The organism is Salmonella sp. SAL4457 (assembly GCF_046548235.1).
In the GTDB taxonomy this organism is placed as follows: Bacteria; Pseudomonadota; Gammaproteobacteria; order Enterobacterales; family Enterobacteriaceae; genus Salmonella; species Salmonella enterica.
Window position 1 is genome coordinate 45,640 of the sequence record NZ_JBGDZO010000011.1, and the last position, 16,741, is coordinate 62,380.

Here is a 16,741-nt window from a genome sequence, read left to right on the forward strand (position 1 = left end):
TAATCCTAAGAAGATGTGTTATCGGCACCGATATTTTTAAGGTAAAAATTAGCGCGAGAAAAAGAAAGTTACTTTCTTTTTCACTCTGAGAATAGTGCCAGAAAGAAAGCAAAATTTCGCGAAAAAGAAGAAATATTTTTATTTCATCAGGGGAAAGGAAAGAAACCGATGGCAAAGGAATGGTTCACGGTTAAGGAATGTCTTGGCTTACCGGGGTTTCCGGGAAGCGAGCCTGCGGTTCGCGAACGTTTGTATAAGTACAGCGAAGGGAAAGAGGGTGTCAGGCGTAAGCGTGTTAAATCAAAGGCCGAGGAGTTTCATATATCTGTTTTCCCTCTTTATGTTCATCGTTATCTTGACGACAGCGGAGAGGAACCTACGCCGGAACCCATTTCCTTACAGGAAGCGGAGCCTGAAGATATCTGGGAGATGATGTTCAGGTTACTGACGCCAGAACAGCGCAAGCAGGTGACCGGACGCTTTAAGGTGAGAGGAATGAAAGCGGTCTTTCCCTTTCTGTTTGATGACACGCCGCCACGTTGATACCCTGGCTGCAATTTCAAGGTTGACAAGTTTCGCGTCTCACAGGCAGACTTCACTCTCTACATTATCCTTCCGATAATGCGTAAGCGTTTAACGTTATCCAACGCACCTTAATCCTGACGTTCAGGTAGAGGGGGGCGTGGCCTTTCCCCGCCTTACTCTGCATTCTGGAGTAATGCATGACAGCAGTTAGCCAAAAAACAACGACCCCGTCTGCGAATTTTTCGCTGTTCCGCATCGCCTTTGCGGTTTTCCTGACCTATATGACGGTCGGCCTGCCGTTACCCGTCATCCCGCTTTTTGTTCATCACGAACTGGGCTATAGCAATACGATGGTTGGGATCGCCGTGGGCATTCAGTTTTTTGCGACGGTACTGACGCGCGGCTATGCCGGACGGCTGGCGGATCAATATGGCGCTAAACGATCGGCGTTACAGGGGATGTTTGCCTGCGGGCTGGCGGGCGCCGCCTGGCTCCTGGCCGCGCTGTTGCCGGTTTCCGCGCCGATAAAATTCGCGCTGCTTATTGTCGGGCGTTTGATCCTCGGATTTGGCGAAAGCCAGCTGCTGACCGGAACCCTGACCTGGGGACTGGGGCTGGTTGGCCCAACGCGTTCCGGTAAGGTGATGTCGTGGAACGGGATGGCGATTTACGGCGCGCTGGCGGCCGGTGCGCCGTTGGGCTTGCTGATCCATAGCCACTTTGGCTTCGCGGCGCTGGCGGGGACGACGATGGTTTTACCGCTGCTGGCCTGGGCATTCAACGGCACCGTGCGTAAAGTGCCTGCGTATACGGGGGAGCGACCTTCACTGTGGAGCGTGGTCGGGCTTATCTGGAAACCGGGCCTGGGCCTGACATTGCAGGGCGTGGGCTTTGCCGTCATCGGTACGTTTATTTCACTTTATTTTGTCAGCAATGGCTGGACGATGGCGGGATTCACCCTGACCGCGTTTGGCGGTGCGTTTGTACTGATGCGCATATTGTTCGGTTGGATGCCGGACCGCTTTGGCGGCGTGAAGGTCGCCGTTGTCTCATTGCTGGTTGAGACGGCAGGGTTGCTGCTCTTGTGGCTGGCGCCGACGGCCTGGATAGCGCTGGTAGGCGCGGCGCTCACCGGGGCAGGGTGTTCACTGATTTTCCCGGCGCTGGGCGTGGAGGTTGTGAAACGCGTACCTGCACAGGTACGCGGTACGGCGCTCGGCGGCTACGCCGCGTTTCAGGATATCTCCTACGGCGTTACCGGCCCGCTGGCGGGCATGCTGGCCACGTCATACGGCTATCCTTCCGTATTCCTCGCGGGAGCGATCTCCGCGGTGGTTGGCATCTTGGTGACGATATTATCGTTCCGGCGCGGTTAAGAAACCAGCCAGAAAAGCGCCAGTACAATTATTAGCGCGATAAACAACAGGCCTGGTCGCGCAGACAGATTTTTCACGGTTTCAATCATCGGCGCAAACGGGCGGTAGATGGGTTGAATAGAGAGCGGTTCCAGCTCATCCGCCTCCCGCTCTACGCGACGCAGGAAAATATGGTTAAGTAAATCCTGCACCTGGGCGGTGGTCAGCACCGTTTGCGGCTGAATTTGATAAGTGTGTTGGGCATACTCTTTGATCGCTGTGAGTTCGTCCGGTTCCAGCGGTTGTTTTAACGCAGCCTGCAGCGTATGTAGCGTAGGCGCGTGTTGTAGTGACAGCGTCTGCCGCGCCTGTAGCCATGTCGCCAGATGGGTAAACTGTTTTGCCGGAATGAGCTCGCCGCTTTTCACGCCGGAGAGTTCCAGCATTGATTGCCAGATAAGTTTGTTTGACTCGCCGGTCGCGGCCGCCAGCTTCGTCACCAACTGATTCAACGTATTATGTTCAGCAGGCAATAATGGCCGATCCGTTGCCGGACGTTGCTGCGGCTGCGGAATGGAAAGCTGCCCCTGTTGCAGGAGCGTCAGCACGTTTTTGAGTTGATCGGGCGTAAGCTGGCTAAGCGCGGTTTGACCGTATTGCTGACGGATAAAATCGCTGACGGCCTGACGATTATTTCCGACGCCAAGCAGCTCTGTTAGCTGTGAAAGCACCTGACGATTGGCGTGATTTTGCTGCGCTACGCCCAGACGCTGGGTAAGATTCTGTTCAGCGGCGGGGAAGTGGCGCGACAGTAGCGGCGCGTCATTTTTTATCCCCAGATCGTGTTTCATTCCGGCCCATACTTCCGCGCTTTGCTGCTGGGTCAGTGAAATCAGGCGCGTGATCAGCCTTTCCAGTACCGTACGCTGTTGCATGGAAAGCGGCTGCTCGCTCGCAGCGGAAAGAGGATTACGCCCTTCGCCTGGAGGCTGTGCAGGGGCGCCGGAGATGGGATGCATAATTAATTATCCTTTAACCATAAATCTGAGCAATATATGCCTGGCGGCCAGATTATGGCACACTTGTCCGGTTAACTCTCGTTCTCAAACAGGTACGACAGTCGTGAAAATTCTCGTTGATGAAAATATGCCTTACGCCCGCGAATTATTTAGCCGCCTGGGTGAGGTAAAGGCAGTGCCGGGTCGCCCGATCCCCGTTGAAGAATTGAACCATGCCGATGCGTTAATGGTGCGTTCGGTCACGAAAGTGAATGAATCGCTGCTGAGCGGCACGCCGATTAACTTCGTTGGTACTGCTACGGCAGGCACCGATCATGTGGATGAGGCATGGCTGAAGCAGGCGGGCATCGGTTTTTCAGCCGCGCCCGGCTGTAATGCTATCGCCGTGGTGGAGTATGTGTTTTCCGCGCTGTTGATGCTGGCCGAACGTGACGGCTTTTCGTTACGCGATCGCACTATAGGGATTGTCGGCGTGGGTAACGTCGGAAGCCGGCTACAGACCAGGCTTGAAGCGTTGGGTATCCGCACGTTGCTGTGCGATCCGCCACGCGCCGCACGCGGGGACGAGGGTGATTTTCGTACGCTGGATGAGCTGGTGCAGGAAGCGGATGTCCTGACTTTCCATACGCCGCTCTATAAAGACGGACCGTATAAAACGCTGCATCTGGCCGATGAGACGCTGATCCGTCGACTGAAACCCGGCGCCATTCTCATTAACGCCTGCCGCGGTCCGGTGGTGGATAACGCTGCGTTGCTGGCGCGACTTAATGCCGGGCAGCCGCTGAGCGTGGTGCTTGATGTGTGGGAGGGCGAACCGGATCTTAACGTCGCGCTACTGGAAGCCGTGGATATCGGCACGTCGCATATTGCCGGCTATACGCTGGAAGGCAAAGCGCGCGGCACCACCCAGGTCTTTGAGGCGTATAGCGCGTTTATTGGCCGCGAGCAGCATGTCGCGCTGGAGACATTACTGCCTGCGCCTGAGTTTGGTCGTATTACGCTTCATGGCCCGCTGGATCAACCGACGCTGAAAAGACTGGCGCATTTGGTGTATGATGTGCGCCGCGATGATGCGCCGCTGCGTAAAGTCGCTGGAATTCCGGGTGAATTTGATAAATTGCGTAAAAATTATCTTGAGCGCCGTGAATGGTCGTCTTTATACGTGATGTGTGACGACGAAACGGCAGCCGCCTTGCTGTGTAAGCTAGGTTTTAACGCTGTTCATCACCCGGCACATTAATGTCTTCTTAATGCTCCCTGTCGAATAATGCGACAGGGACGCTTATGTATTTCTGGAGTAAATCACCATGTCTGAAGGCTGGAACATTGCCATTCTGGGCGCAACGGGCGCCGTAGGCGAAGCCCTGCTTGAAACACTGGCTGAACGCCAGTTCCCGGTCGGTGAAATTTATGCGTTAGCGCGTCATGAAAGCGCGGGCGAGCACCTCCGTTTTGGTGGCAAGTCGGTCATTGTCCAGGATGCGGCGGACTTTGACTGGACGCAGGCGCAGTTGGCGTTTTTCGTTGCCGGCGCAGAGGCATCGGCTGCCTGGATAGACGACGCGACCAATGCAGGTTGCCTGGTGATAGATTCCAGCGGTCTGTTCGCGCTGGAGCCTGATGTGCCGCTGGTCGTGCCGGAAGTTAACCCGTATGTACTGGCGGATTACCGTAACCGTAACGTGATTGCGGTCGCCGATAGTCTGACCAGTCAACTGCTGGCGGCGCTCAAGCCGTTAATCGATCAGGGGGGACTGTCGCGCATCGCCGTCATCAGTATGTTATCAGCGTCCGCACAGGGGAAAAAAGCGGTCGATGCGCTGGCCGGACAGAGTGCGAAGTTGCTTAACGGCATACCGATTGATGAAGATGATTTCTTTGGCCGCCAGTTGGCGTTCAATATGCTGCCGCTGCTGCCGGATCGGGAAGGCAGCGTGCGCCAGGAACGTCGTATCGTCGATGAAGTGCGTAAAATTTTGCAGGACGATGGCGTGATGATCTCCGCCAGTGTCGTGCAGTCGCCAGTGTTCTATGGCCATGCGCAGATGGTGAGCTTTGAAGCGCTCCGTCCGCTGGCGGCGGAAGAGGCGCGCGAGGCGTTTTCCCGCGGTGAAGATATCGTACTATCAGAAGAGACGGATTACCCGACGCAGGTGGGCGACGCTTCCGGCAATCCACAGCTTTCTATTGGCTGTGTGCATAATGATTACGGTATGCCGGAACAAATTCAGTTCTGGTCAGTGGCGGACAACGTGCGTTTCGGCGGCGCGCTGATGGCCGTTAAAATTGCGGAGAAGCTGGTGCAGGAGTATCTGTACTGATGTCCGGACAGCAATCATCGCCGGTCTATAAAATTGCGCTGGGTATTGAGTACGACGGCAGCAAGTATTATGGCTGGCAGCGTCAGAATGAAGTGCGCAGCGTGCAGGAAAAGCTGGAAAAAGCGCTCTCGCAGGTGGCAAATGAACCTATTAACGTGTTCTGCGCCGGGCGTACCGATGCCGGCGTTCACGGCACCGGGCAGGTTGTCCATTTCGAAACGACCGCATTGCGCAAAGATGCGGCATGGACGCTGGGGGTAAATGCGAATTTGCCTGGTGACATTGCCGTGCGCTGGGTGAAAACTGTACCGGATGATTTTCACGCGCGATTTAGCGCTACGGCTCGCCGTTATCGCTATATCATCTACAATCATCGACTGCGTCCTGCGGTGTTAGCAAAAGGCGTGACGCATTACTATGAGCCGCTGGATGCAGAGCGGATGCATCGCGCGGCGCAGTGTCTGCTTGGCGAAAATGATTTTACCTCGTTTCGCGCGGTGCAGTGCCAGTCGCGCACGCCGTGGCGTAATGTGATGCACATCAACGTTACCCGCCACGGCCCTTATGTGGTGGTCGATATCAAAGCGAATGCCTTTGTTCATCATATGGTCAGGAATATTGTCGGCAGCCTGCTGGAAGTAGGCGCTCACAACCAGCCGGAGAGCTGGATCGCAGAGCTGTTAGCGGCCAGGGACAGAACGCTGGCGGCGGCAACGGCGAAGGCGGAAGGGCTATATTTGGTTGCGGTGGATTACCCTGACCGGTTTGACCTTCCAAAACCGCCAATGGGCCCGCTATTTCTGGCGGACTAATCCGAATCGTACACCCGAAACGTGTCGGGTAGAAAGGCAAAGACAAATATGGACCTGATCTACTTTATTATTGATTTTATTCTGCACATCGATGTGCATCTGGCGGAGCTGGTCGCGGAGTACGGCGTCTGGGTGTACGCTATTTTGTTTTTGATTCTGTTTTGTGAAACCGGCCTGGTCGTCACGCCGTTCCTGCCGGGCGACTCGCTGCTGTTTGTCGCCGGGGCGCTGGCTTCGCTGGAAACCAACGATCTCAATGTGCATGTCATGGTGGCGTTAATGCTGATCGCCGCAATTGTCGGCGATGCGGTAAATTACACGATTGGTCGACTGTTCGGCGAAAAACTGTTCAGTAATCCGAATTCGAAAATTTTCCGCCGCAGTTATCTGGATAAAACCCACCAGTTTTATGAAAAACACGGCGGTAAAACTATCATTCTCGCTCGCTTCGTGCCGATCGTCAGAACCTTTGCGCCGTTTGTGGCAGGGATGGGGCACATGTCCTATCGGCATTTTGCCGCTTATAACGTCATCGGCGCGCTGCTGTGGGTGCTGCTCTTTACCTACGCCGGTTATTTCTTCGGTACGATACCGTTGATTCAGGATAACCTTAAGCTGCTGATTGTGGGGATTATCGTGGTTTCGATATTACCTGGCGTCATTGAGATTGTCCGGCATAAGCGCGCTGCGTCGCGTGCCGCAAAATAGAAAGTAACTCAGCGGTTCGACCACTTTTTTATCCAAAGTTTCGGGCTGTTATGTTTTAATGTGCAACATTCATGGTCTGTTGGGGGCAAAAATGGCATTATGCGCCCCTTATAATAAAGCTGACTAAGGTTCAGGCAGAAAGGTCACCAATGAGCTGGATTGAACGAATTAAAAGCAACATTACTCCCACCCGCAAGGCTAGCATTCCTGAAGGGGTGTGGACCAAGTGTGATAGCTGCGGTCAGGTTTTATACCGCGCTGAGCTGGAACGTAATCTTGAGGTCTGTCCTAAGTGTGACCATCATATGCGCATGTCGGCGCGCAATCGCCTGCATAGCCTGTTAGATGAAGGTTCCCTTGTGGAGTTGGGTAGCGAGCTGGAGCCAAAAGACGTGCTCAAGTTCCGCGACTCCAAAAAATATAAAGACAGACTGGCGTCCGCGCAGAAAGAAACCGGCGAGAAAGACGCGCTGGTGGTCATGAAAGGGACGCTTCACGGTATGCCGGTTGTCGCCGCTGCGTTTGAATTCGCGTTCATGGGCGGCTCAATGGGGTCTGTCGTTGGCGCACGCTTCGTTCGCGCCGTTGAACAGGCGCTGGAAGACAACTGTCCGTTAGTGTGTTTCTCTGCTTCCGGCGGCGCGCGTATGCAAGAAGCGCTGATGTCGCTGATGCAGATGGCGAAAACCTCGGCGGCGCTGGCTAAAATGCAGGAACGTGGCCTGCCCTACATCTCGGTATTGACCGATCCGACAATGGGCGGCGTTTCCGCCAGTTTTGCGATGCTGGGCGATCTCAACATCGCCGAGCCAAAAGCCCTGATTGGCTTCGCCGGCCCGCGCGTTATCGAACAGACCGTTCGCGAAAAACTGCCGCCAGGATTCCAGCGCAGTGAGTTCCTGATCGAAAAAGGCGCTATTGATATGATAGTCCGCCGCCCGGAAATGCGCCTGAAGCTGGCGAGCATTCTGGCGAAGCTGATGAATCTGCCCGCGCCGAACCCGGACGCCCCGCGTGAAGGCGTGGTGGTGCCTCCGGCGCCGGATCAGGAGTCTGAGGCCTGATAACTGAAAAGGGCAGGGCCACAGGCTCTGCCCTTTTGCTTTTCACCGTAAAGAAGCAGCGGAATCAATGAAAAACAAATCTATACCTCAAGCTGCGTCGCCCCTGGCCTCGTGGCTTTCTTATCTGGAAAACCTGCACAGCAAGAGTATCGATTTAGGCCTTGAGCGCGTAAGCCAGGTGGCAGCGCGTCTGGACATCCTCAAGCCTGCGCCGTTCGTTTTTACCGTTGCGGGAACCAACGGCAAAGGTACGACCTGTCGCACGCTGGAGTCGGTGTTAATCGCGGCGGGATACCGTGTGGGCGTCTATAGTTCGCCTCATCTGGTACGTTACACCGAGCGCGTGCGCGTGCAGGGGAAAGAATTAGCGGAATCCGCGCATACCGCGTCCTTTGCGGAAATAGAAGCGGCGCGCGGCGATATTTCATTGACCTATTTTGAATATGGCACGTTGTCGGCATTGTGGCTGTTTAAACAGGCTAACCTTGACGTGGTGATTCTGGAGGTCGGGTTGGGCGGGCGCCTGGACGCCACGAACATTGTGGATGCCGATGTAGCGGTAATTACCAGCATCGCGCTTGACCATACTGACTGGCTGGGGCCGGATCGCGAAAGTATCGGCCGCGAGAAAGCCGGGATTTTTCGTGCGGAAAAACCCGCTATCGTCGGCGAACCGGAAATGCCGGCAACCATCGCGGATGTCGCGCAGGAGACCGGCGCGCTGTTGCGGCGTCGCGGCGTTGACTGGCGTTATGAGGTGACAGCGACGCACTGGGCGTTTACCGATGGCGACGGCACGCTTGTCGGGCTGCCGTTGCCGCAGGTTCCTCAGCCGAATGCCGCCACCGCTCTGGCCGCGCTGCGCGCCAGCAGGTTGAACATTGACGAGCAGGCGATTCGCGACGGTATTGCGCAGGCTACCTTGCCGGGACGTTTTCAAATCGTGAGTGAGTCGCCGCGCGTTATCTTTGATGTCGCCCATAATCCTCACGCGGCGGAATACCTGACGGGTCGTCTGAAAATGTTGCCGAAACGCGGGCGCGTGCTTGCGGTGATTGGTATGCTGCATGATAAAGATATCGCCGGCACGTTAGCCTGGTTGAAAAGCGTGGTTGACGACTGGTATTGTGCTCCGTTAGAGGGGCCGCGCGGCGCGACGGCGGAACAACTTCTGGAACATCTGGGGAAAGGGAATGTCTATGATAGCGTCGCGCAGGCATGGCAGGCCGCTATCGACGCGGCGCAGCCAGAAGATACCGTGCTGGTGTGCGGATCGTTCCACACCGTCGCACATGTTATGGAAGTGATAGACGCGGGGAGAATCGGTGGCGAGTAAGTTTCAGAATCGTTTAGTCGGCACGATTGTGTTAGTCGCGCTGGGGGTTATTGTGCTTCCCGGTCTGCTGGACGGACAGAAAAAGCATTATCAGGATGAATTTGCTGCGATTCCACTGGTACCGAAGCCTGGCGACCGCGATGAGCCGGATATGATGCCTGCCGCAACGCAGGCGCTGCCGACACAGCCGCCGGAAGGGGCGGCTGAAGAGGTGCGGGCGGGAGATGCGGCAGCGCCATCGCTGGACCCGTCGCGCATGGCGTCTAACAATGTTGAGCTTGATCCGATACCGGCGGAGACGCCTAAACCGAAGCCGGTTGAAAAGCCGAAGCCGCAGCCTAAACCGCAACAGCCGGTTGTCGCCGCTTCCACGCCGACGCCCGCGCCGCAACCAGTCGCCGACGATAAACCTGCGCCGACCGGCAAAGCCTATGTCGTACAGTTGGGCGCGCTGAAAAACGCGGATAAAGTCAACGAGATAGTCGGCAAGCTTCGTTCCGCCGGGTTCCGGGTTTATACTTCCCCCTCAACGCCGGTACAGGGTAAAATAACCCGTATTCTCGTCGGGCCGGATGCGTCGAAAGATAAGATGAAAGGATCGCTTGGCGAGCTCAAGCAGATTTCCGGGTTAAGCGGCGTGGTGATGGGATATAGCCCGAACTAAGGCGCGTTTTGCCTGAGCGCGCAGCGTTAAGGCCTACGGTGTTCACCTGGTAATAGCCGAAGTTCTGTAGGCTGGATAAGGCGTTTACGCCGCCATCCGGCAGAAGGAATGAACCTGGTATCCTGCGCTTATCAGGCCGATGGCAGCTCTTCTGGTCGTGCCCGAAGAGATAAAAAGTGTGATGGCGTTGAATATTTTTTCAGCGCCATTTTTATTTACGCGTGGGAAGGAAATCCCTACGCAAACGTTTTCTTTTTCTGTTAGAATGCGCCCCGAACAGGACGACAGGGCGTAAAATCGTGGGACATCTATGGTCTGGATTGATTACGCCATTATCGCGGTGATTGCTTTTTCCTGTCTGGTTAGCCTGATCCGCGGCTTTGTTCGTGAAGCGTTATCGCTGGTGACGTGGGGTTGTGCTTTCTTTGTCGCCAGTCACTACTACACTTACCTGTCTGTCTGGTTTACGGGCTTTGAAGACGAGCTGGTTCGTAATGGGATTGCTATCGCGGTACTGTTTATCGCGACGCTTATCGTCGGCGCTATCGTGAATTTTGTGATAGGTCAGCTAGTAGAGAAGACCGGCCTGTCGGGAACTGACCGGGTGTTGGGGATCTGTTTCGGCGCACTGCGAGGCGCGCTGATTGTCGCCGCCATTCTGTTCTTCCTTGATACCTTTACCGGCTTGTCGAAAAGCGAAGACTGGAGCAAATCGCAGCTCATCCCGCAGTTCAGCTTCATCATCAGATGGTTCTTTGACTATCTGCAAAGCTCGTCGAGTTTCTTGCCCAGGACGTAACAGGTTCTGAGATGTGGCTTAACGAGGAAAATGACGTATGTGCGGTATTGTCGGTATCGCCGGTGTTATGCCGGTCAACCAGTCGATTTATGACGCGTTAACAGTGCTCCAGCATCGTGGTCAGGATGCTGCCGGTATCATCACCATTGATGCGAATAACTGCTTCCGCTTGCGTAAGGCAAACGGGCTGGTGAACGATATTTTTGAAGCTCGCCACATGCAGCGTTTGCAGGGCAACATGGGGATCGGCCATGTGCGCTACCCTACCGCAGGCAGCTCCAGCGCTTCCGAAGCGCAACCTTTTTATGTTAACTCGCCGTATGGCATCACGTTGGCCCATAATGGCAATCTGACTAACGCGCATGAGCTACGTAAAAAGCTGTTTGAAGAAAAGCGCCGCCATATCAACACCACCTCCGATTCCGAAATCCTGCTCAATATTTTCGCCAGCGAGCTCGACAACTTCCGTCACTATCCGCTGGAAGCCGACAATATTTTTGCCGCGATTGCCGCGACTAACCGTCAAATCCGTGGCGCCTATGCCTGCGTGGCGATGATTATCGGCCACGGCATGGTGGCTTTTCGCGATCCGCACGGCATTCGCCCATTAGTGCTGGGCAAGCGTGACGTTGGCGATGGTCGTACGGAGTATATGGTCGCTTCTGAAAGCGTGGCGCTGGATACGCTGGGCTTTGAATTCCTGCGCGATGTTGCGCCAGGCGAAGCTATCTATATTACCGAAAAGGGGCAACTGTTCACGCGCCAGTGCGCGGATAATCCGGTCAGTAACCCCTGTCTGTTCGAGTACGTTTATTTTGCTCGCCCGGACTCCTTTATCGACAAAATCTCCGTCTACAGCGCTCGTGTGAATATGGGCACCAAACTTGGCGAAAAAATCGCTCGTGAATGGGAAGATCTGGACATCGACGTCGTGATCCCTATCCCGGAAACCTCCTGCGATATCGCCCTGGAAATTGCCCGTATTCTCGGCAAGCCGTACCGCCAGGGATTTGTCAAAAATCGTTACGTGGGACGTACCTTTATCATGCCGGGTCAACAGCTACGCCGTAAATCCGTGCGCCGTAAGCTCAATGCTAATCGCGCGGAATTCCGCGATAAGAACGTCCTGCTGGTGGATGATTCCATCGTGCGTGGCACCACATCAGAGCAGATCATCGAGATGGCCCGGGAAGCCGGCGCGAAGAAGGTTTATCTGGCGTCCGCCGCGCCGGAAATTCGTTTCCCCAACGTCTATGGCATTGATATGCCGACCGCCAATGAGCTGATCGCGCATGGTCGCGAGGTAGATGAGATTCGTCAGATCATCGGCGCAGACGGGCTTATCTTCCAGGATCTGAACGATCTGATCGAAGCCGTACGCGCGGAAAATCCGGATATCCAGCAGTTTGAGTGTTCGGTATTTAACGGGATATATGTCACCAAAGACGTAGACCAGCAATACCTCGACTTCCTGGATTCATTACGTAATGACGACGCCAAAGCGGTGCTGTTCCAGAACGAAATGGAAAACCTGGAAATGCATAACGAAGGCTAATGGCTTTGCCAGCGGCGCAATGCCGCTGGCCGATGTCAATTACGCACCACGCCGAAGCGAATAGCGTATTTTTGTACTTTGTACTGTAACGTGGTGCGGGATACGTTAAGGCTGCGGGCCGCGGCGGCAATATTCCCCTGATGCGTATCCAGCGCGGTTTCTATTAAATGCCTTTCGTAGTTGGCAACCCGTACCTCCAGCGACCCTTCATACTGCGGATCGGGTGACGAGGGAAGGGGATTTTCCGGCGCGGTTTCCGGTACGCCTAAATTTAACTCGTCCTGTTCAAAAATGATGTGTTTGAGCAGCCCATCTTTTTCCTGCATGATCATGCTGCGTACAATCGCGTTTTCCAGCATCCTGACATTACCCGGCCAGGCGTGATTGAGCAGATCAGCACGCGCCGTCTCGCTTAGTCCGTGAATGTCCTGCGGCACGTCATTACGGTATTTATCAATAAAATAATTCGCCAGTAAGGGGATATCTTCCGGGCGGGCGCGCAGCGGCGGTAGCGTCAACATTCCGACGCTCAACCGATAAAAAAGATCTGCCCGCAGGCGTTCTTGTTGAATTAATTTGACGGGCGCTTCGTTCATGGCGGCAACGATCCTGACATCAGAGTGGAGTTGCTGTTGTCCGCCGAGCCGCCAGAAGGTTTTATCCTGCAAGAATCGCAGCAGCTTACTTTGCATCTCTATCGGCATGGCGTTCAGCTCATCAAGAAAGAGCGTTCCCCCGTTTGCCAGTTCCAGATAGCCCTGGCTATTTTCCGCGCCGGTATAGGCGCCGCGCACGTTGCCGAAAAGCGTACTTTCGATAAGCGTAGGCGGTAGAGCGCCGCAGTTCAGGGCGATGAAGGGTTTATTCGCCCGCTTGCTGCATTGATGTATCAGGCGGGAAAATAGCTCCTTACCCGTACCCGTCTCCCCGACAATCGTCACCGGAATATTACTGGCGGCCAGCCGTTTGGCTTTGGCGATATTACTGAGCATTTCCGGGTTTTCGGTAATAATGGCATGGTGCTTCTCATGGTGATCGGCATACAGCAGTTGGTTCAGTTCTACCACCTGCTCCTGGAGCCGCCTGACGCCGGACATATTCCTGCCGATTTCGATAACGCCGACCATGCCGCCATCGCTTGCATAGAGCGGCGCGGTGGTGTGCTGATAGTCAACGGCCTGGCCTCGCGCATTGTAATAAATTTGATAATGGCCAATGTATTCCACGCCTTTTTTTAACGATGAAAGCATCGTGCTTTGCGTCTCTTTCATGCCCGGATAGACATCCAGCATATGTTTTCCCATTGCCCGTTCAATGCTGTAGCCGTCCAGATCCGCGCTTTCCTGATTGTAGTAAACGTATTCACCACGCTCATTAATGACGGCCAACGGCTGATGAATCAAATCGAAAAAGCGGGAAAACATCCTGAGCGCCGAGGCCAGCTCCTGATTGGTGGATGCCATATATGCATTCCTCATATCTATTGTTCATGTTGTCATTATAAAAGTGACGAATTTTCGTCGTTGTGATGAATAGCAAACTCAATGACGAAAATGAGAAATAGCTTATTTTTATAAGCAATTGATTAATTTGATAAAAAATAGTGGCATGCCTTTTGCTTTATCCCTGTAAAGAATGCGGATTTTTACCATAAACATTAAGCAGAGGGCGTTATGACTGACTCGATTATGCAGAATTACAACCAGCTACGTGAGCAGGTAATCAACGACGATCGCCGTTTCCAGCACAAAGACGGTCATTTGTGTTTTGAAGGGGTCGATCTGGACGCTCTGGCGCGCCAGTACCCCACGCCGTTCTATGTGTTTTCTGAGCCGGAGATTATTCGTAACATTCATGAAATCCAGCAGGCATTTGCGGCGCATAAAAATACCAAAACCTTCTTTGCGTCAAAAACCTGCTCGGTCATGGGGGTGTTGAAAGCCATTCGTGACGCCGGAATTTGCGCGGAGGCAAACTCACAATATGAGGTTCGCAAGTGTCTGGAGATAGGCTTTCGCGGCGATCAGATCGTCTTCAACGGCGTGGTGAAAAAGCCTGCCGATCTGGAATATGCCATCGCCAACGATCTGTATCTTATTAATGTTGATAGCCTGTATGAGCTGGAACATATTGATGCCATCTCTCGCAAGCTGAAGAAAGTCGCCAATGTTTGCGTCCGTGTGGAGCCGAATGTTCCCTCGGCGACGCATGCGGAACTGGTTACCGCTTTCCATGCGAAGTCGGGTCTCGACCTGGAACAGGCGGAAGAAACCTGCCGCCGCATTCTGGCGATGCCTTATGTGCATTTGCGTGGCTTGCATATGCATGTGGGTGATCAGGTGCCGGAGTCAGAGCCTTTCGCAAAAGCGACTAAAGTGCTGGTGGATGAATCCCGTCGCCTGGAAGAGGTGCTCGGTATTAGATTTGATTTGATCAACGTGGGCGGCGGAATTCCGGTTCCCTATAAATATGACGATGAGAATGGCGACCCGTTAAAAGATAATATGTATGCCGGTATTACCGCCCAGGATTTTGCCGATGCGGTCATTCGCGAAGTGCATAAATGGCGTACCGATGTGGAAATATGTATTGAACCGGGACGTAAAGTGACCGGGTCGGCGGCGGTTTTACTGACGGAAGTCTCCTGCGAAAAACGTAAAACAAATTACGATCTTAACGGCAATGTGGAATGCCACGTTGAATGGAAATTTGTCGACGCTGGTTACAGCGTACTCTCTGACAGCCAGCATTTTGACTGGTTCTTTTATGTCTATAACGCCTCTCGCATGACGGCAGCGCACGACGCCTGGATAAAATTAGCCGGGCCGCTGTGTGATGGCGGAGATTATTTCCACATGGGGGCGAAAGGCGAAGAGTTTTTACTGCCGAAGGAGACTCATGTTGGCGATATTGTCGCGTTTCTTGATGCCGGGGCATACACCATTGAAAGTCAAACCGTTTATAACAACCGTCCGCGCACGGGCGTGGTGATGATCGATAAAAATGGTGAGACGCGTCTGATTCGTCGGGAAGACAGTTACGAAGATATGGTCAAGTACGACATTTATTAATACTGTTTTGGGCTTCAGTTTCATGCTGAAGCCCGTCGTCAGATGATAAGAAGAGGGCAGTGATGCCTGAATGCATAACAGGAGATGGCCATGAGTAACACGAATTCTGGCTTACTTGGCATCAAAGACATTGTCTTTATGAATGTCATCGCTATTCTGAGTTTGCGGCAAATCCCTAACGTGGCGCCTTACGGGGCATCGGCCATGTTGTTATGGGTGATAGCCGCATTCTGCTTGTTTTTTCCTTTAGCGATGGTATGCGGCGAGCTGTCAACCGGCTGGCCGAAAGATGGCGGGATATTTGTCTGGATTAAAGAGGCATTTGGTAAACGTATTGCATGGATTGTCGTGGTTTGTTTTCTCTTTTCCTGCGTACTGTTTTTCCCATTAATGCTGCAATTCGGCTTTACCGCGTTGGGCTATATGATCGGCGGCGGCCTGGCGGAAAATAAAGCGTTTATCGGTATTGGTTCCGCGGTAATTTTCTGGCTATTAACGCTGATGAATATCCGCGGGATGGAATGGACAAAAATTATTAATAGCATCAGCGCCTGGTGCGGCGTATTTATTCCCTCCGCCATCCTCATCTTACTGGCGGTGGTATGGCTATGTACCGGACACCAGATGCAGACGGACTACACTACAGCGAAAAACTGGATTCCGGATCTCGGACACTGGGATACGATCGTTTTCTTATCCAGCATGATGTTTGCGTTTGCCGGACTGGAGGTCGCCCCGATGATTGCCGGGCGTACCCGTAATCCACAGCGTGATTTTCCGCGAGCGATGGCCGTCTCCGCTGCCGTTATCGTTGGGATCTATATGGTCGGTACCTGGGCGCTAAACACGCTTTTACCCGCCGGGAAAACCGACATTGTGGCAGGCGTCATGCAGGCTATGCATGCTGCTGCGGACACGCTGCATATGCCGTGGTTAATTCCTGTTATGGCCATCTGTATGTTTTTTGGCGCTCTCGGGCAGATTAACTCCTGGCTGGTGGGGCCGATTTATATGCTCCAGGAAGCCTCGCGTGAAGATAATCTGCTGGGGGACCGAATCGGCAAATTACATCCGGTGTGGAAAACGCCCGCCTTTGCCTTGACTGTACAGGCGATTATTGTCACGGTCCTGTGTTTTTCGACTTTTATTTCGCCAAGCGTTGCGGCGGCTTACTGGATGTTAACGGCGCTAACGACCATCACCTATTTTATTCCTTATCTGGTGATGTTCCCGGCGTTCTGGCGTTTACGTAAGACCCAGCCGGATACGCCAAGAAGTTTTAAAATTCCGGGCAAGGTTTTACCGGCTATTTTACCCGCGCTGGGCTTTCTTTCTATCGCCTTTGCCGTTGCGCTGTTATTTATTCCGCCTTCTCAAATTGATATGGGCGGATATTTCCAGTACGCCGGGAAAATTATTGGCGGAGCCGTGCTGGCGGTTGTCGTCGCGGAGTACATTTACCATCGGGCGCAGAAACGTAATGCCCGTTTAAGCATGGCGGGAGGAAAATAA

The 16,741-nt window shown here is 53.8% G+C and carries 15 protein-coding genes; 13 read left to right on the top strand and 2 right to left on the bottom strand.

The genetic code is table 11. The features are described from left to right. Nucleotides 1–168 precede the first annotated feature (168 nt). Both ACLJNW_RS21930 and ACLJNW_RS21935 read left to right on the top strand, forming a co-directional pair. Complete coding sequence (locus ACLJNW_RS21930) at nucleotides 169–543, top strand: hypothetical protein (protein WP_001051266.1); 375 nt, start codon at nucleotides 169–171, stop codon at nucleotides 541–543. Nucleotides 544–722: 179 nt separating this feature from the next. Then, nucleotides 723–1,901: an MFS transporter gene (locus tag ACLJNW_RS21935; protein WP_024154774.1), complete on the top strand. Its 1,179-nt coding sequence runs from the start codon at nucleotides 723–725 to the stop codon at nucleotides 1,899–1,901. Here ACLJNW_RS21935 and flk read toward each other — a convergent pair. After that, entirely contained in the window at nucleotides 1,898–2,899 is a 1,002-nt protein-coding gene (flk, locus tag ACLJNW_RS21940; RefSeq protein WP_000553395.1) for a flagella biosynthesis regulator Flk, read from the bottom strand. The two genes, ACLJNW_RS21935 and flk, sit on opposite strands and share 4 nt — an antisense overlap. A gap of 103 nt (nucleotides 2,900–3,002) precedes the next feature. Between flk and pdxB the strand changes: the two genes are divergently transcribed. The 9 genes from pdxB (at nucleotide 3,003) to purF (ending at nucleotide 12,158) form a co-directional block, all read left to right on the top strand. Next, the gene (gene pdxB, locus ACLJNW_RS21945) at nucleotides 3,003–4,139 is read left to right on the top strand and encodes a 4-phosphoerythronate dehydrogenase PdxB (RefSeq protein ID WP_000699176.1); all 1,137 of its coding nucleotides are present in this window, start codon (nucleotides 3,003–3,005) and stop codon (nucleotides 4,137–4,139) included. Nucleotides 4,140–4,206: 67 nt separating this feature from the next. After that, entirely contained in the window at nucleotides 4,207–5,220 is a 1,014-nt protein-coding gene (locus tag ACLJNW_RS21950; protein WP_001289138.1) for an aspartate-semialdehyde dehydrogenase, read from the top strand. Beyond that, on the top strand, nucleotides 5,220–6,032 hold the full coding sequence (gene truA / locus ACLJNW_RS21955) for a tRNA pseudouridine(38-40) synthase TruA (protein WP_000016631.1): 813 nt from the start codon (nucleotides 5,220–5,222) through the stop codon (nucleotides 6,030–6,032). Before ACLJNW_RS21950 ends, truA begins: the two co-directional genes overlap by 1 nt. 48 nt (nucleotides 6,033–6,080) lie before the next feature. Continuing rightward, nucleotides 6,081–6,740: a DedA family protein gene (locus tag ACLJNW_RS21960; protein ID WP_000364318.1), complete on the top strand. Its 660-nt coding sequence runs from the start codon at nucleotides 6,081–6,083 to the stop codon at nucleotides 6,738–6,740. A 149-nt stretch (nucleotides 6,741–6,889) separates the two neighbouring features. Further along, entirely contained in the window at nucleotides 6,890–7,804 is a 915-nt protein-coding gene (gene accD / locus ACLJNW_RS21965) for an acetyl-CoA carboxylase, carboxyltransferase subunit beta (protein WP_000118383.1), read from the top strand. A 67-nt stretch (nucleotides 7,805–7,871) separates the two neighbouring features. Beyond that, the gene (gene folC, locus ACLJNW_RS21970) at nucleotides 7,872–9,140 is read left to right on the top strand and encodes a bifunctional tetrahydrofolate synthase/dihydrofolate synthase (protein ID WP_023203884.1); all 1,269 of its coding nucleotides are present in this window, start codon (nucleotides 7,872–7,874) and stop codon (nucleotides 9,138–9,140) included. Beyond that, complete coding sequence (gene dedD, locus ACLJNW_RS21975; protein ID WP_000157031.1) at nucleotides 9,130–9,804, top strand: cell division protein DedD; 675 nt, start codon at nucleotides 9,130–9,132, stop codon at nucleotides 9,802–9,804. The genes folC and dedD overlap by 11 nt, the downstream gene beginning before the upstream one ends. Nucleotides 9,805–10,114: 310 nt before the next feature. Next, on the top strand, nucleotides 10,115–10,603 hold the full coding sequence (cvpA, locus tag ACLJNW_RS21980) for a colicin V production protein (RefSeq protein ID WP_000262102.1): 489 nt from the start codon (nucleotides 10,115–10,117) through the stop codon (nucleotides 10,601–10,603). Between the two features lie 37 nt (nucleotides 10,604–10,640). After that, entirely contained in the window at nucleotides 10,641–12,158 is a 1,518-nt protein-coding gene (gene purF, locus ACLJNW_RS21985) for an amidophosphoribosyltransferase (RefSeq protein WP_000334204.1), read from the top strand. A 35-nt stretch (nucleotides 12,159–12,193) separates the two neighbouring features. Here purF and ACLJNW_RS21990 read toward each other — a convergent pair whose 3' ends face one another. Further along, entirely contained in the window at nucleotides 12,194–13,621 is a 1,428-nt protein-coding gene (locus ACLJNW_RS21990; protein ID WP_024154773.1) for a sigma-54 interaction domain-containing protein, read from the bottom strand. Nucleotides 13,622–13,831: 210 nt separating this feature from the next. Here ACLJNW_RS21990 and ACLJNW_RS21995 point away from each other — a divergent pair, with 210 nt between their 5' ends. Together ACLJNW_RS21995 and ACLJNW_RS22000 are read left to right on the top strand one after the other, a co-directional pair. Continuing rightward, the gene (locus ACLJNW_RS21995; RefSeq protein WP_023203883.1) at nucleotides 13,832–15,229 is read left to right on the top strand and encodes a diaminopimelate decarboxylase family protein; all 1,398 of its coding nucleotides are present in this window, start codon (nucleotides 13,832–13,834) and stop codon (nucleotides 15,227–15,229) included. A 90-nt stretch (nucleotides 15,230–15,319) separates the two neighbouring features. Continuing rightward, on the top strand, nucleotides 15,320–16,741 hold the full coding sequence (locus ACLJNW_RS22000) for an APC family permease (RefSeq protein ID WP_000072512.1): 1,422 nt from the start codon (nucleotides 15,320–15,322) through the stop codon (nucleotides 16,739–16,741).

What these genes read in the sequence shown, in the direction of transcription:
- ACLJNW_RS21990 (WP_024154773.1), bottom strand. Translation starts at nt 13,621, where the DNA reads ATGGCATCCACCAATCAGGAGCTGGCCTCGGCGCTCAGGATGTTTTCC.
- purF (WP_000334204.1), top strand. Translation starts at nt 10,641, where the DNA reads ATGTGCGGTATTGTCGGTATCGCCGGTGTTATGCCGGTCAACCAGTCG.
- folC (WP_023203884.1), top strand. Translation starts at nt 7,872, where the DNA reads ATGAAAAACAAATCTATACCTCAAGCTGCGTCGCCCCTGGCCTCGTGG.
- truA (WP_000016631.1), top strand. Translation starts at nt 5,220, where the DNA reads ATGTCCGGACAGCAATCATCGCCGGTCTATAAAATTGCGCTGGGTATT.
- flk (WP_000553395.1), bottom strand. Translation starts at nt 2,899, where the DNA reads ATGCATCCCATCTCCGGCGCCCCTGCACAGCCTCCAGGCGAAGGGCGT.
- ACLJNW_RS21995 (WP_023203883.1), top strand. Translation starts at nt 13,832, where the DNA reads ATGACTGACTCGATTATGCAGAATTACAACCAGCTACGTGAGCAGGTA.
- ACLJNW_RS21930 (WP_001051266.1), top strand. Translation starts at nt 169, where the DNA reads ATGGCAAAGGAATGGTTCACGGTTAAGGAATGTCTTGGCTTACCGGGG.
- ACLJNW_RS22000 (WP_000072512.1), top strand. Translation starts at nt 15,320, where the DNA reads ATGAGTAACACGAATTCTGGCTTACTTGGCATCAAAGACATTGTCTTT.
- accD (WP_000118383.1), top strand. Translation starts at nt 6,890, where the DNA reads ATGAGCTGGATTGAACGAATTAAAAGCAACATTACTCCCACCCGCAAG.
- cvpA (WP_000262102.1), top strand. Translation starts at nt 10,115, where the DNA reads ATGGTCTGGATTGATTACGCCATTATCGCGGTGATTGCTTTTTCCTGT.
- ACLJNW_RS21950 (WP_001289138.1), top strand. Translation starts at nt 4,207, where the DNA reads ATGTCTGAAGGCTGGAACATTGCCATTCTGGGCGCAACGGGCGCCGTA.
- ACLJNW_RS21935 (WP_024154774.1), top strand. Translation starts at nt 723, where the DNA reads ATGACAGCAGTTAGCCAAAAAACAACGACCCCGTCTGCGAATTTTTCG.
- ACLJNW_RS21960 (WP_000364318.1), top strand. Translation starts at nt 6,081, where the DNA reads ATGGACCTGATCTACTTTATTATTGATTTTATTCTGCACATCGATGTG.